This window comes from Undibacterium sp. GW821-FHT11H02 (genome assembly GCF_058808015.1).
Genome location: NZ_JBXARG010000008.1, coordinates 124,891 through 139,258, shown reverse-complemented (window position 1 = coordinate 139,258; position 14,368 = coordinate 124,891). Strand labels below are relative to the sequence as shown.

Here is a 14,368-nt window from a genome sequence, read left to right as displayed (position 1 = left end):
CACCACAAAAAAAACTGCTGAAATAAATCACATTTGTTGAAATAAATGGGTATGATTGCGGCTCACTTCGAGTTTCTCTGAACTTCCTTTTAAACCTAACATTTGCCGACCACGAAAATCCCGCGTTACTTCTGCAATTGCACTCACCCTAACCAAAGTCGATCGATGGATACGCCAAAATTCTTTAGGATCTAGTTCATCTTCTAATTCTTTTAAAGTTTTACGAATTAAAAATTCGGCCTGTTCAGTTTGCACTAAAGTATATTTTTCATCCGATTTAAAAAATAAAATTTCTTTGGTACTGATCATGCGTAAAGTGGATCCAACGCTAGCTTGTATCCAACGTAAATAATCGCGTTGCTGGCTTTGTTGATGTTGCATTAATTGGTTTAACAATTGTTCGACTTGTTCTGATTGTGATTTGGTTTCAGTCGTACTTGTAATAATTTGAGATTCACGATGATCATTTTTATGCGGCTGTTTTTCTTCTAATCTTTGTTGTAAGCGCAAACAAGTTTGTTGCAATCTATCGTTATCGATAGGCTTTAATAAGTAGTCCATAGCACCGCGTTCAAACGCTTGAATTGCATATTCATCATAAGCCGTTACAAAAACAATTAAGGCTTGTTGTGCTAATTGACTTGCCGCTTCAATACCGTTTTTTCCAGGCATACGAATATCTAAGAAAATAATATCGGGCTGATATTGCTGAGCTTCTTCTATCGCTACAATTCCATTAGGCGCTTCTGCAACTATCTGTAAATCAGGCCAGATTTTTTTTAATTTAGATCGCAGATGATCACGCATAGGTGTTTCATCATCAACGATCATGGCAGTAATAGTTTTCATAGAGCAGAATATTCTTTTATGTAAAAGTCGAGTTTAATGATTGTGATTAATCAGGAATATGTAAAGTCAATTTTGCGCCGCCTGTTTCTGGAACTTCAATAACTAAGCTTGCTTTCATGCCGTATAAGACTTTTAAACGTTCCCGAATATTGCTCAGTCCTATACCATCATCAGCGTGTAGATCAAAACCAATACCGTTGTCGCTGACTTCTACCTGGATTTCGTGTTCACCCTGACGTGCGATGATATTGATATGACCGCCATCAGTTTTAGGTTCTAATCCATGTTTGATCGAATTTTCAACCAGAGTTTGTATCATCATAGATGGAAAATGGGCGTGTTCCAATTCACGTGGACAGTCAATTTTATAAGTCAAACGTTCTTGCATACGGGCTTGCATAATATTCAAATAGGCACGCGACAATTCCAATTGCTGACCTAGTTTTCCACCGCCTTGTTCACGAATTTGCGGTAAAGCTGCACGCAGATATTTAATCAAGTGCGTATGAACAATCGATGCCTGTTCTGGATTGGTTTCTATTAATTGCCCAATCAGCGCCAAGGTATTAAACAGAAAATGCGGCTCAATTTGTGCTTGCAAGGTGGCCATTTCAGCTTCTAAAACACGGCGTTCTAAAGCCTCTACATCAGCTCTGGTGGCGGCATCACTGGCAGCGATTTCTGCACGACGTTTGCCACCAGCCAAACTCTTGATCATGATGGATGAAAATACTAGCAAAGGTAAAAGAGCACCCAAGCCTAATATGCCACCGATAATCATCGCTAACAGCGATACAAAAACCAAGTAACTCCAGGAAATGACAGCTAACCAATCAAAGAATTTCCACCAAAAGACTTTCGCTGTATCCGCTACATCCAGCATGAACAAAAGTACCTGATTTTTATTGTCTTCTTTCATGTTAATTCTCCTGATGAACTTCATCCGGTTTTACTTTTTCTGAACCTTCATTTTGTGTGTTGGTTTGCGCATTAGCCTGTGACGGCGTTGTTTGAACCTGATCTTCTTTACCTATAAAGCATTTCAATAACAAAGATCCTATAACTAACCAATTTGCCAGGCTATGGATAGACAAAATGCCACCGATAATTAAGGTCAATAAACAAGCCAGAAAAAGTTTGCCCCAAGAGACCTCAATTATCCATTCCATATAATGTTGCCAAATGTATTTACCAGCATCTGTGACGTTCAAGATAAATTCCAAAACTGGATTGTTTTTGGTGGATTGATTTTTTTCATTATTAGCTTGTTGTGCTTCTTGATTATGTGTTTCAAAGTTCATGATATTTCTCCATTTTTCTGGTTAATTTGATGCAGACCCTGCATCCATGACTACACCTTAGCACCGCAAAAAAACACTCACTAGCCGCCTGCGATTAAAAGCAGAAAGTGAGGTCTCAAAGGTAATTTCCAGCGATGAGTGGGAACAAAAACAGGAATAAAAATCAGGAGCAGTTTGAAAAACTCAAGAAGAAGTAGAGCGATTATGTGTTGAATAGGAAGAATAGACTCAGTTGTCGCAAATTTCACTGCGAACTCAAGACGCTTTCACCTACAATGAGAACTAATCTGAGTTTTATCTTTGTAAATGATTCTTCTATGTCGAAAGCAGTGTTTTTCATGTCTAAACTTCATACTTTTATTGTGATTTCTTGTTTCTTCTTACTTTCCGCATGTTCGCCAAAGTTTGACTGGCGTGAAATCAGAATGAACGATGCACCAATTAGCTTGTTAATGCCTGGTAAACCAGCCAGTCATGCAAGAGATGTAGATTTGAATGGTATAAAAGTTAAGATGCAAATGACGGCTGTGGATGTTAATCAAATCAGTTTTGCATTGGCCTATGCCAAATTAGATCAAGCAGATACAAACTTAAGTGTCGAACAAAAGAATCAACGGCAACAACAAGCTTTAGACGCAATGAAACAAGGCATGTTAAAAAATATTCAGGGAACCTTATTAGAAAAAAATACACCTGAATTACCGAAAGATACTATAGCCGCATTAGGTAAGACCCAAAATGGACAAGCCGTTAAATTCGTAGGTCGTTTTGTTATTCAGGGTCCGTGGATCATTCAGGCAGTGATGATAGGTGAGGAAAAACACTTTAATCCTGAAGTGATTGATATGTTTTTTGGTTCCTTAAAGCTTAATTAAAACTAATTAAGATAAGTAAATAAGACAAGTAAAACGATCGTCATAAGAAGAAAATCAAAGCAATCAAATTATCAGTGAGAAAAATATGTTAGTCAGTTTTAAATCAACGGCTGCGGCAGAAATTATTATGTACAAAGAACATATCGCCGCGGTTTTAGAATTGTTAGGCAAAGACATAGAACGTGGTGTGATTACAGCCGCTGAGACAGCCTCGGCAATTCAACAAATTGAAGCACTGATTGACGCTGATAAGAAACAAAGGCAATTACTTGAAAGTGCTGAAGATAGAGACGCTGATGAAGATCTGGACAGTATCGACAAGAAGAAAAAAAATGATGTAGTGACTTTGTCTGCACGCTTGTTTCCATTCTTAGATATGTTACGAGCCGCCAATAAGAAACAAAAAGACGTATTGTGGGGCGTTTAAGTATGGAAAAAATGAGGAAATTAAGTTCATGAGCGCACACGTAGAACATACCGAAGAATTTTTCTTAGAAGTGGCCGATAGCACTTCTCTCTTCGTGCGTGATTGGCCTGCAAAATCTCTAACCGCGCCCGGCATATTGATTATGCATGGTCTGGGTGAACATTCAGGGCGCTACATTCATATAGCGCGGTTTTTTCTTAACTTAGGATATAGGGTCCGAAGTTTTGATCAACGTGGTCATGGTCAATCGAATGGCAGACGTGGCGATGTTCCTGATGATGAAACGATATTGCGTGACACCCGTGTCGTTCTAAATGATTTTTTGAAGCAATTACCTGGCGCACCGCTACTATTTGCGCATAGTATGGGCGGTCTGTTCGCCACACATTTTGTTTTACAGGGTCTGGCTCCGGTTAAGGCCTTTATTTTGTCGTCGCCGGCATTTTCCGTAAGAACCAGTACTTTTCAGAAAATTTTATTCAAACTTAGTCGTGCTGTGATACCCCATTTAGGGGTTGCACATGGAACCAATGGCCGCTTTTTATCACACGATTCCGAAGTGGTAGCTGCTTATCAAAATGACCCTTTAGTACACTCTCGTATCAGTGCCAGTTTGTTCGGAAGTATGTTGTCTTCTATGCGTTATGTGAAAGCGCATATTGAAGAATTACCTATTCCATTACTATTGTTGGTCGCCGAAGCCGATGTGGTAGTTAACCCACGTGGCGCCAAGGCGCTAGTACAACAAATTGAGCGTAGTGCTAATGCTAAATTTCTTAGTGCTATTTTTTATCCCGGGTTTTATCACGAAATTTTTAATGAATTAGAAGCCTTACGTGCTTTTGATGATGTCAGGACCTGGTTAGAACAAAAAAATCTGATGCCTGAAACCTAGACTTTTTACTTAATATCGCTTGTCAAAACCTTATGTCAGAAACCACCCGCAAAGTATTAACCCGTCCCGTTTTGAGCAAAACTAAGCCCAAATCGAAGTTTAGTACTGGATCAAGATCAGCATCGACGCCAAAGCCAACACCCATCTCAGTAGAGACAATCAATGAGATCACAACGCTGCATATCAAACCAGATTCGCTCGCATATAGCCTGGTCGGTGCGGCACAAGCAGTTGCTTATGTGTTGGAAGGTAGCGCTTTGCCTCAAGCCTTATCAAGAGTATTTGCGCAAAATGAATTGAGTCCACAAGCGCGTGGTGCAATTCAAGATATCGCTTACCGGACTATGCGCCAGGTTGGTCGGGTTGATGCTTTAATCAAAGCGATGACCAGTAAATTACCCGAACCACCTTTGCTTTATAGCCTCCTATGTTGTGCGCTCACTCTACTCGTGACAGAAAATTCTGAAGAGGCACCCTACGATGATTTTGTGGTAGTCGATCAGGCCGTAAATGCGGCAGCTTCTTCTACTCAAATGGTTTTTGCAAAAGGCATGGTCAATGCAGTCTTGCGTCGTTTTCTTAGAGAAAAAGTACAGTTATTAGCACTCGTAATGAAGCAGCCGGCTGCCATGTGGAATTATCCTCAATGGTGGGTAGACCAATGCAAAACGGCTTACCCAGAGCAATGGCAAGCGATTTTAAGAGCGGGCGATACACCGCCACCCATGACTTTACGTGTTAATCAAAAACAGATTTCTGTCAGTGATTATTTAGCTTTATTAACAAAAAACGATATACAAGCTCAGCAAATCGGACCCGTCGCCGTACGTTTAAGTCGAGCTATGCAAGTACAACTGATACCAGGATTTGAACAGGGTATGGTTTCAGTTCAAGATGCGGCAGCCCAGTTAGCCGCTGATTTACTCGACGTGCAAGACGGTATGCGCGTGTTGGATGCCTGCGCTGCCCCTGGTGGTAAAACCGGGCATTTGTTGGAAACCGCAAAAATCGATTTGTTGGCATTGGATGCTGATGCCAAACGGGTAGAACGTATTCACGACAATTTGGCGCGCTTACAATTGTTCGCGACGATCAAAAGCGGTGATGCAAAATATTCAAATTGGTGGGACAGTCAGCCATTTGATCGTATTTTGGCCGATGTTCCTTGCACTGCCTCTGGTGTGGTAAGACGTCATCCTGATATACGCTGGCTCAGACGCAAAAACGATGCAAACCAATTGGCAGAAACATCGGCCAGCATTTTGGATAACCTTTGGCGTATGTTAAAACCAGAAGGCAAATTATTATTGGTCACTTGTTCGATCTGGCCGGCTGAGTCTGAAAATCAAGCGGCAGCATTTGAAAAACGACATGCTGCGATTCGTTTGTCAGCACCAGGTCAGTTACTACCTACGTCGGAAATCAACAACGAACACGATGGTTTGTTCTATGCCCTATTTCAAAAACCAGCGGTTTGAAACTTGTTTCAAGTTATGATGTCAATAAGAATACAGTGAATCAGAACTTACGCAAAAAAAGACGCTAGCGTCGTTGCAGTCGCCTCGGTGTACAAATTGTACTATCTTCGGCGACGCGCCTAGCTAGCGCTATTTTGTGTAAGTCCTATGAGTATTTGCTACAGACATTCATTGTAAAAATTTGTAGCCGTAGACTTGATTTTCATAACTTTCCAGGATTTTCGTGTTATTTCTATGTTCACCCGTTTGATCCAATTCTCGCGATCAATTTTTCTTGCATGGGCGCTAAGCTGTTTAGCGCCCATGATGTTTTCTTGCGCCCAGGCTCATGCTGCCGGGGTTGAGGTAACGACTGCAAAAATTGAAACCAGCGATGAGGGTTATCGGGTTCTGGTCGCGTTTTCATTCGAGCTTGGAAATGATTTAAAGACCGCGATTAATGAAGGAATTCCAGTTTCCTTCACGGCGGAAGTCGAAATTAACCGGCCACGCTGGTATTGGTTTGATGAAAAAACCATACGCTCTTCACAAACCGTCAAAATTCAATATGATCTCTGGCGTCGTCAATACACGGCAGCGGTGAATGGCGGCTTGAAACAAAATTTCGCTACCTTAGAAGAAGCCATGACTTTGGTCTGGCGCCCAAGACGTTGGTTGGTAGCGGAAAAGAATTCCTTAAATCCGAATGCAACGTACAACGTTGCAGTGCGTTTAAAGCTCGATAGCAATCAACTCTCGAGACCTATGTTAATTACCTCGTTTAGCAATAGCGATTGGCGTCTGGCCTCTGAGTGGAAACGATTTACGTTTAAGGCAGACGATAAGTGATTAAGTTTTTGTGGAAAGGTTTGGTAATCGGCGGCGTTCTGATGAGCGTCTTATTATTTTCGCTGATGACCTCTACCGAAAATTCCAGCCGTTTTCAATACACTAACGCGAATTTTCCCCTGCTGCTGATCGCCAACGCAGTAGTGGCTCTTGGCTTATTGGCCATGGTAATTACGCTTTCATGGCAATTGGTCAGACGTTATCGTAAACGCGAATTTGGCTCGCGTATCATGACCCGCTTGGTGGTTCTATTTGCGCTTGCTGGTATCTTGCCGGGCACTTTAATTTATATCGTTTCAGTAAAATTTGTTACGGGTTCCATCGATTCTTGGTTCATCGTTAAACTCGATCCATTACTTAATTCGGGAGTTGATTTAGGGCATACCGCTTTAGATTACACCTTGAAAGATTTGGAGGCCAAGGCGCGTAGCATGGCGAATCAACTCAGCGACGTGAGCGAAAATCCATACTCTTCGACCTTGCCGATTAAGTTGTCGCGTTTGTTAGAGCAAATGCAAATTGAGGAAGCGACTATCATCAGCGGTCGTGGGCGTGTTATCGCAACGGCCAATAAAAACCCAGCGATTTTGGTACCCGAATTACCGAATGCCAGCATCATTCAAACCGTAAGAATAGAAGGTAAGTACGCAAAAATTAGTACCCACCTTGATCATATCGGTGAAGATGCGACGCGTAATCTATATACCGATGCTCATCAAAACAGCGGCGGTGATTTGGGTGATAAAGAATTTTTACGAGTGATTATTCCTCTGCAATTGAGCGGCATGAATGCCCGTTTTCAACATGAATCTAGCTATTTACAACTGATTCAACCTATCCCAGAACTATTGGATACGCAGGCAAAAGTATTTACTACTGCAATTTCAGAGCATCGTGAACGGTCCAGAAGCCGTGAAGGTCTGAAAGACATGTACTTGGTCAGTTTGACCTTGCTTTTATTGTTTGCGATTTTTGCTGCGATCACAGCGGCGTTCTTTATTGCTAGCGAATTGTCTCGACCATTATTATTATTGGCAGAAGGTACCAAGGCGGTCGCAGAAGGCAATCTCTCACCGCGCCCTATCACGACGACGTCGGATGAGCTGGGTAGCTTGACGCAGTCATTTAACACGATGACGCGGCAATTATTTGATGCCCGTTCGGCAGTGGAAAAAAATCGAACCGAACTAGAAAACGCCAAGGCTTACTTGGAATCGGTGTTAGCGAGCATGTCGGCTGGTGTGATGGTCTTGGATCAATATGGTTGCTTGGTCACTTGTAATCATTCGGTAGAGCGGATTTTGCGTCGTCAACTAGAGAGCGAAACAGGTAAGCCTTTAAGTGATATTCCCGGTCTGCAAATCTTTGCGGAGGCAATTGACAAGGCTTTCTCTGAGCAACACGCACAATCAGCAGGTGGCGCTGGACAAGAACATTGGCAACAACAAATTGAATTGCCTAGTTCGGCATTTGACGAAGTGCCAGATGCGGTTTCAAGCCTACAAGCGGGTGATGGAGATAAGGGCGTGACTTTATTAGCGCGCGGTTCACATTTGCCTGTAGCTTCTGGTCTGGGCTATGTGATCGTGTTCGATGATATTACCAATATTATTTCCGCTCAGCGCTCTATCGCTTGGGGCGAAGTCGCCCGTCGTCTGGCTCATGAAATTAAAAACCCACTTACCCCCATTCAATTGTCAGCCGAACGTTTGCAAATGAAGCTGGTGGATAAGTTAAATGAAACCGATGCTTTGTTTTTGAATAAAAGTACCACCACCATCGTTAATCAGGTCACTTCGATGAAACGCATGGTGGATGACTTCCGCGATTACGCCAAAATTCCGCAAGCAGTTTTGTCTAAGATTAATTTGTCGGCCTTGATTGACGATGTACTCCATTTGTATTTGTCGGGTGATGGTCGCGATATCATTCATCTGCACATAGAATCGGAATTACCTTTGATTATGGGCGACGCGACTCAACTGCGTCAGGTGATACATAATTTACTGCAAAACGCGCAGGATGCCGTTAGTGAAAACGCGAAAACGGGGCAGATTCCAAGAATCGATGTCGCAGCGGAAATCGTGCATTACACCAGTGCCGATAAGACCGAGAGAATTGCGGTACGTTTGTCGGTAATTGATAACGGACCAGGTTTTTCAAATAAAATATTGGCTCGCGCTTTTGAGCCCTATGCGACATCGAAGCCAAGAGGTACGGGTTTAGGTTTAGCGATGGTGAAAAAAATTGTAGATGAACATGGGGGCAAAGTCGATATTCAAAACCGTAGCGATGCAAACGGTGCCAAAGTTTCGATTTTGCTGTTAAAGTTAGCACCGGAGTCAAATACCTGAGTATCATTCGGGGTTTATCTCAAGTGCTGTGTATGCTGGAGGCTTCCAAAGAGAAGCACAGTGTCGTGTAATTAGCGAAGTAGGTTTTAGGGTACATTTATGGCAAACATATTGGTCGTCGACGACGAAATGGGAATTCGAGAGTTACTCTCGGAAATTTTGGGCGATGAGGGACACGTCGTTCAATTAGCAGAAAATGCACAGCAAGCGCGTGAGGCGCGAGCACAATCACGGCCAGATTTAGTTTTACTCGATATCTGGATGCCTGATACCGATGGCGTGACTTTATTGAAGGAGTGGCAGCGTGATGGTTTATTGACGATGCCAGTCATCATGATGTCAGGTCATGCAACAATCGATACGGCAGTGGAGGCTACTCGTATCGGTGCTTTGAACTTCTTGGAAAAACCCATCGCTTTGCAAAAACTTTTAAAAGCGGTACAACAAGGTTTGACCCGCAATGTAGAAGCACCACGCCCAGTTGCACCTGTTACGCGTATCAGTAGTATGGATACGAATCCTCAGGTCAATAATGTGACTTCATTTGCTGCAACGCCAGTGACTTATGAAACGCGTGATTTCGCGATGGGAAATCATCTGGTTCAAAACAACCAGCATTCATTCAATAATTTGTCTTTTGATTTGCCTTTACGTGAAGCACGTGATGCCTTTGAAAGAATTTACTTTGAATATCATCTGCACCGTGAAGGTGGCAGTATGACGCGGGTGGCAGAAAAAACGGGCTTAGAACGTACGCATTTGTATCGCAAACTTAAGCAATTGGGCGTTGAATCAGTCAAATATGGCAAACGCGGCGAATAAGCCGACTACGCCAATTGCACTGGTTCTTGTGGCAGGTAGTAATTATCAGGCGCGTGAAGCCTGGATTGCTGCCGCCACCGCCACTCTTCCCTCAGATGAAACAACCGCAGTCTTATTAGAAGGCTTGCCAACAGGCGTACTGCTCCTGCGGGACGATAGCCATCTTATCGTAGAACGCATCGCTCCCGGTTGCCTATGCTGTATAGGTCAGCTCGTCATGCGTGTCACACTGAATCGCTTGCTCAGGCAAAACATAAAAAATTTATATATTGCTATTAATGATGCGCAACATTTAGTGGAACTACGCCAAGCATTATCACTGCCGCCCTATGATCAAATGCTTCAATTTAAAAAAGTGATGATAGTCTAGCCTAAAGTTAACACCTTGCTCTGCCGTAACTCTTTACAAGAGAGCGGTTTTTCTCTTTTCAAGCCAAGCACCCTGTTTGTTTTTGAATGATAGGTTTCTCATACGAGACTCCCCTGAGAAAGGAAGAGCAAATGAACATCATCTATAACAGCGACCAATATAGTGTGGTCGAATTCGGTGCCCAGGCAGAGCACGAAGCTTTGCGTTTTGGTGGTTATGAAATTACTGACAAATCTGTTTGCCGTGAATGTTTCATTGGCGGCATACAGGCTGAGACTTTCCGACAAGATGTGAAAGAATTGATTTCTAATGAACCCAGTATTGAAGAAATAGACGAATTCTTAGCGACATTTGATTCTTACATGGGGCAATCAGTATTGCTGCACTGAACATGCTGTCAGGCAAATTTAATTGACGCTAATTGTATGTTCAAAACCGGGAGTGTCGATGTTTGATGCGAATACGCAGAAACATCACACTCCTTTCTTTTTGTGTATCGTCGCTCTACATCAATTAATTCCCCCATTTTTCTCTTCAATTTGCTCAATCTTAGGTAATGTTTTTACATCCGCAGGAAAAAATGGACAAAAAAAACCCGCTAGCTATTCGCTGCGGGTTAAGTCCAAACCTTTGAAGGTGTTGGAGGAGACAGGTGTTACTTTATCGCAGTGCAGCAAATAAGTCTTGTCGCTTTTTCGTATACCAGACATAAACAAAGGATATATCTAGAAGAAAACATAATGCCGGGCGTTTGCCAGAGCAATCGCATAGAGCGCTTGGGAATTAAACAAAAGATAAAAGCGCTAGCCGCATAGGCGCAGATAGCGCAGAGAAGGCAAAAGCCAAGTTTTTTCTGCGCCCCCTGCGCCACTGCGACGAGGTTTTGTTGGGGTTTTCACCTTGCTTTAAATTTTTCTCTTAATTTTCTTCGTGCGATTACCTTGCTTACGTAGTGGGAGCGTAGCCGAATCCGAAAAAAATGATTTACACTGCCAGACTGATAATTGCCGTCTGAGGACAGTATGAAACTGATTGATTCTATTCACGAATTCCAACAAGAAATTCAAGCTATACGGCGTGATATCCATGCTCATCCCGAATTATGTTTTGAAGAGCACAGAACCGCTGCAGTCGTGGCGGCGAAGTTGGAAGAATGGGGTATCCCCATGCTGCGCGGATTAGCTGATACCGGCGTGGTTGGTATTATTCAACGCGGGACTAGTTCGCGAGCTATAGGATTGCGTGCCGATATGGATGCCCTACCTATGCAGGAGCTGAATCAATTTGCACATACTTCGCAACGTGCAGGAAAAATGCATGCCTGCGGACACGATGGGCATACCGCGATGTTATTAGGCGCAGCGCGCTATCTGTCGCAACATCAAAATTTTGACGGTACCGTCTACCTTATTTTTCAGCCAGCTGAAGAAGGTGGCGGCGGTGCCCGACGGATGATAGAAGAAGGTTTGTTTGAGCGTTGCCCTATGGATGCGGTATTTGGAATGCATAACTGGCCGGGTATGGAGACCGGTACTTTTGCTGTGCGTTCCGGTGGCATGATGGCTTCATCAAATGAGTTTCACGTGACGGTGCGGGGTAAAGGAGCCCATGCTGCGCAGCCTCAAAAAGGGATAGATCCAGTAATGATAGCGGTACAAATTGCACAAAGCTGGCAAACCATAGTCAGTCGTAATGTGAACCCACTGGAGCCGGCGGTGCTGTCATTGACGCAAATTCATTCTGGAAGTGCTACCAATGTGATTCCCGATGATGCCAGCCTGATCGGTACCGTACGTACCTTCAGTACCGAGGTATTGGATTTGATCGAAAGTCGTATGGAGAAAATTGCCCAATCGACTGCGGCTGCTTTCGACGCAGAAGTAGATTTTGTTTTTAAACGCAATTACCCGCCTTTGATAAATCATGAAAAAGAAACGCAATTCGTGACTCAGGTCATACGCGATTTAGTTGGCCCCGCAAAGCTTGACGAGCATGTAGAGCCGACGATGGGTGCCGAGGATTTTGCTTTTATGTTACAGCATAAGCCTGGATGCTATGTTTTCATTGGCAATGGCGAAGGCGCGCATCGCAACGCTGGTCATGGATTAGGACCCTGCAATTTGCATAATCCTAGCTATGATTTTAATGACGATTTATTACCAATCGGCGCTAGTTATTGGGTGCGATTGGTAGAGGCTTATTTACCAGTTTGATCTTGTATTTGTCATAAAAAAATCCCACATGCCGATGTGGGATTTTTGCTTTGTGCTACAAAGAATGCACTCTATTTAACCCAGATTTTCCATTAGGCGCGTCTTCGACGCTATTTGAGCGCTGGCGGCGCATTTTCGGTCATTTTTTTCGTTCTTCGTTGCAAATAGCTAGCTATTTGCGCCTCATTCACGTAAAAACTGCCTCGAAAAGTGCATCCACCATCGCCTCAAATCCCAATGGAAATTCTGGGTTTAAAATTCATCCCAGTCACCATCGGCGGATTGTTTGTTCGAGCTAGCGGGACTTGCTGTAATTCTGGCTTGTACAGGGCGTCCACCGCCTGTCTTTGAACGCATGGTAGCACTAGCTCGGACAACGTTAGATTTGCTGTTGACGTTGTTTAATTTGAATACATCTAATGCCTTGGTCAGCAGGTCAGCTTGCTCTTCCAGAGACTCCGCCGCCGCCGCTGCTTCTTCTACCAACGCGGCATTTTGTTGGGTCATTTCATCCATTTGATTGATCGCTGAACCAATTTCCTGGATACCCGTACTTTGCTCCTGACTAGCTGCGGTGATCTCAGCCATGATGTCGCTGACTCTACGCACCGAGGCCACGATTTCCCCCATAGTTTGCCCGGCCTGATCAACTAAGACAGAACCGGTACGGACTTTATCCACCGAATCACCAATTAAAGTCTTAATCTCTTTGGCCGCCGCGGCACTGCGTTGCGCCAGACTACGAACTTCCGATGCGACAACAGCAAAACCGCGGCCTTGCTCACCGGCACGAGCCGCTTCAACGGCTGCATTTAATGCCAAAATATTAGTTTGAAACGCGATGCCATCAATGACGCTGATGATGTCAACAATCTTCTTCGAGGATTGGTTGATATCGTCCATAGTAGTCACAACCTGGCTGACAACTTCGCCGCCTTTTACGGCGACTTCTGAGGCGGTTTCTACCATCTTGTTGGCTTGACGCGCGTTGTCGGCATTTTGCTTGACGGTTTCAGTCATCGTTTCCATAGAGCTGGAAGTTTCTTCCAGACTACTGGCTTGCGATTCTGTGCGCGAAGACAGATCAGAATTGCCACTGGCGATTTCCGCGCTGGCGACTTTAATGGTTTCCGCTGAAGTTTTGATGTCCGAAACCATATTTTGTAAGCGCGTTTGCATTTCGCCCAATGCGGCCAACAGGCTGGTCGTGTCACCTCGTTCAACGTCTATCTGCATAGTCAAATTGCCCGATGCGACTGCCGATGCAATTTCTTGGGCATATTCTGGTTCACCGCCGAGTTGTTGCCAGATCGTGCGGATAATAAAATATGACACGACAACCAGTACCAGCATAACGATTAAACCTGCCGCAATGACTGTCCACAAGACATTACGTACATTGGCGCCAGAATTATCCACACCCATAGTGAACTGTTTTTGAGCAGACTCAACCGTCCTTTTTAGATCGTCTTCAAGTACTTTCAATGAGGTTTGCATTTGCCCGATAGCAGCTTGTGGATCTCCCTGATCCACGCCAAGCATGATTTTTGCAACACTTGTGGCTGGACCAAAATAGGCGTCAAATTCCTTAGCGAGGCGATCACCTAAGGCCTGCTGACCAGGCAGTGTGCCGAGATTTTTGAATTTCTCGCGGACTTTCTTAGCACGCTCATTGACCGCGTCTATGCCTTTTTTATCGTCTTCACCCACTGCTTGTTTCAAAGCATCAACGATACCTTGCACGTCTGCTTGAATATTCTTAGAACGATCAAGTACCGGGTAATCGATCTTTTCAGTGGTCTTAATAGAATCAATGGCGGTTGTCGAAAAATAGACACTGGCGGCAATACCAATACCAAAAATGACAGTAGCGATGATGGGCAGTGCCCAAATTCTGCGTTTGATGCTCATCAAAAAACCTCGACTAATGTTGTAAAAAATCGCGGGAGACAGTGT

General features: G+C 43.8%; 14 protein-coding genes. 10 read left to right on the top strand and 4 right to left on the bottom strand.

What is annotated here, in order from left to right:
• Window positions 1-27: 27 nt before the first annotated feature.
• From AC1RR2_RS10495 to AC1RR2_RS10485, 3 genes are read right to left on the bottom strand one after another with little or no spacing between them, the layout of a single operon-like run.
• Complete coding sequence (locus tag AC1RR2_RS10495; RefSeq protein WP_493222205.1) at window positions 28-849, bottom strand: LytR/AlgR family response regulator transcription factor; 822 nt, start codon at window positions 847-849, stop codon at window positions 28-30.
• 46 nt (window positions 850-895) lie between these two features.
• Window positions 896-1,768: a sensor histidine kinase gene (locus AC1RR2_RS10490; RefSeq protein ID WP_493222204.1), complete on the bottom strand. Its 873-nt coding sequence runs from the start codon at window positions 1,766-1,768 to the stop codon at window positions 896-898.
• A gap of 1 nt (window position 1,769) precedes the next feature.
• Window positions 1,770-2,150, bottom strand: a complete 381-nt coding sequence (locus AC1RR2_RS10485) for a hypothetical protein (RefSeq protein WP_493222203.1) — start codon at window positions 2,148-2,150, stop codon at window positions 1,770-1,772.
• Window positions 2,151-2,488: 338 nt separating this feature from the next.
• Between AC1RR2_RS10485 and AC1RR2_RS10480 the strand changes: the two genes are divergently transcribed.
• From AC1RR2_RS10480 to AC1RR2_RS10435, 10 genes are all read left to right on the top strand, one after another.
• Window positions 2,489-3,025 (top strand): hypothetical protein, encoded by a 537-nt coding sequence (locus tag AC1RR2_RS10480; RefSeq protein ID WP_493222202.1) that lies wholly within the window; start codon window positions 2,489-2,491, stop codon window positions 3,023-3,025.
• Window positions 3,026-3,110: 85 nt separating this feature from the next.
• Complete coding sequence (locus AC1RR2_RS10475) at window positions 3,111-3,452, top strand: DUF1840 domain-containing protein (protein ID WP_493222201.1); 342 nt, start codon at window positions 3,111-3,113, stop codon at window positions 3,450-3,452.
• Window positions 3,453-3,480: 28 nt separating this feature from the next.
• The gene (locus AC1RR2_RS10470) at window positions 3,481-4,347 is read left to right on the top strand and encodes an alpha/beta hydrolase (protein WP_493222200.1); all 867 of its coding nucleotides are present in this window, start codon (window positions 3,481-3,483) and stop codon (window positions 4,345-4,347) included.
• Between the two features lie 32 nt (window positions 4,348-4,379).
• Window positions 4,380-5,825 carry a 16S rRNA (cytosine(967)-C(5))-methyltransferase RsmB gene (gene rsmB, locus AC1RR2_RS10465; RefSeq protein ID WP_493222199.1) on the top strand — a complete coding sequence of 482 codons (1,446 nt, stop codon included), beginning with the start codon at window positions 4,380-4,382 and terminating at the stop codon, window positions 5,823-5,825.
• Between the two features lie 303 nt (window positions 5,826-6,128).
• Window positions 6,129-6,653: a DUF4390 domain-containing protein gene (locus AC1RR2_RS10460; protein ID WP_493222198.1), complete on the top strand. Its 525-nt coding sequence runs from the start codon at window positions 6,129-6,131 to the stop codon at window positions 6,651-6,653.
• 41 nt (window positions 6,654-6,694) lie between these two features.
• Window positions 6,695-9,007, top strand: a complete 2,313-nt coding sequence (locus tag AC1RR2_RS10455; protein ID WP_493222197.1) for a sensor histidine kinase — start codon at window positions 6,695-6,697, stop codon at window positions 9,005-9,007.
• A gap of 99 nt (window positions 9,008-9,106) precedes the next feature.
• Window positions 9,107-9,829, top strand: a complete 723-nt coding sequence (locus AC1RR2_RS10450) for a response regulator (RefSeq protein WP_493222196.1) — start codon at window positions 9,107-9,109, stop codon at window positions 9,827-9,829.
• Entirely contained in the window at window positions 9,810-10,199 is a 390-nt protein-coding gene (locus AC1RR2_RS10445; RefSeq protein ID WP_493222195.1) for a GTPase, read from the top strand. The genes AC1RR2_RS10450 and AC1RR2_RS10445 overlap by 20 nt, the downstream gene beginning before the upstream one ends.
• 131 nt (window positions 10,200-10,330) lie before the next feature.
• Window positions 10,331-10,588: a BTH_I0359 family protein gene (locus tag AC1RR2_RS10440; RefSeq protein WP_493222194.1), complete on the top strand. Its 258-nt coding sequence runs from the start codon at window positions 10,331-10,333 to the stop codon at window positions 10,586-10,588.
• A 633-nt stretch (window positions 10,589-11,221) separates the two neighbouring features.
• The gene (locus AC1RR2_RS10435; protein ID WP_493222193.1) at window positions 11,222-12,412 is read left to right on the top strand and encodes a M20 aminoacylase family protein; all 1,191 of its coding nucleotides are present in this window, start codon (window positions 11,222-11,224) and stop codon (window positions 12,410-12,412) included.
• Window positions 12,413-12,664: 252 nt separating this feature from the next.
• Here AC1RR2_RS10435 and AC1RR2_RS10430 read toward each other — a convergent pair whose 3' ends face one another.
• Entirely contained in the window at window positions 12,665-14,323 is a 1,659-nt protein-coding gene (locus tag AC1RR2_RS10430) for a methyl-accepting chemotaxis protein (RefSeq protein ID WP_493222192.1), read from the bottom strand.
• Window positions 14,324-14,368: the final 45 nt, after the last annotated feature.

Bases quoted from the DNA above. Each gene is read 5' to 3' on its own strand.
- AC1RR2_RS10495 (WP_493222205.1), bottom strand. From the start codon at position 849: ATGAAAACTATTACTGCCATGATCGTTGATGATGAAACACCTATGCGT.
- AC1RR2_RS10490 (WP_493222204.1), bottom strand. From the start codon at position 1,768: ATGAAAGAAGACAATAAAAATCAGGTACTTTTGTTCATGCTGGATGTA.
- AC1RR2_RS10485 (WP_493222203.1), bottom strand. From the start codon at position 2,150: ATGAACTTTGAAACACATAATCAAGAAGCACAACAAGCTAATAATGAA.
- AC1RR2_RS10480 (WP_493222202.1), top strand. From the start codon at position 2,489: ATGTCTAAACTTCATACTTTTATTGTGATTTCTTGTTTCTTCTTACTT.
- AC1RR2_RS10475 (WP_493222201.1), top strand. From the start codon at position 3,111: ATGTTAGTCAGTTTTAAATCAACGGCTGCGGCAGAAATTATTATGTAC.
- AC1RR2_RS10470 (WP_493222200.1), top strand. From the start codon at position 3,481: ATGAGCGCACACGTAGAACATACCGAAGAATTTTTCTTAGAAGTGGCC.
- rsmB (WP_493222199.1), top strand. From the start codon at position 4,380: ATGTCAGAAACCACCCGCAAAGTATTAACCCGTCCCGTTTTGAGCAAA.
- AC1RR2_RS10460 (WP_493222198.1), top strand. From the start codon at position 6,129: ATGATGTTTTCTTGCGCCCAGGCTCATGCTGCCGGGGTTGAGGTAACG.
- AC1RR2_RS10455 (WP_493222197.1), top strand. From the start codon at position 6,695: ATGAGCGTCTTATTATTTTCGCTGATGACCTCTACCGAAAATTCCAGC.
- AC1RR2_RS10450 (WP_493222196.1), top strand. From the start codon at position 9,107: ATGGCAAACATATTGGTCGTCGACGACGAAATGGGAATTCGAGAGTTA.
- AC1RR2_RS10445 (WP_493222195.1), top strand. From the start codon at position 9,810: ATGGCAAACGCGGCGAATAAGCCGACTACGCCAATTGCACTGGTTCTT.
- AC1RR2_RS10440 (WP_493222194.1), top strand. From the start codon at position 10,331: ATGAACATCATCTATAACAGCGACCAATATAGTGTGGTCGAATTCGGT.
- AC1RR2_RS10435 (WP_493222193.1), top strand. From the start codon at position 11,222: ATGAAACTGATTGATTCTATTCACGAATTCCAACAAGAAATTCAAGCT.
- AC1RR2_RS10430 (WP_493222192.1), bottom strand. From the start codon at position 14,323: ATGAGCATCAAACGCAGAATTTGGGCACTGCCCATCATCGCTACTGTC.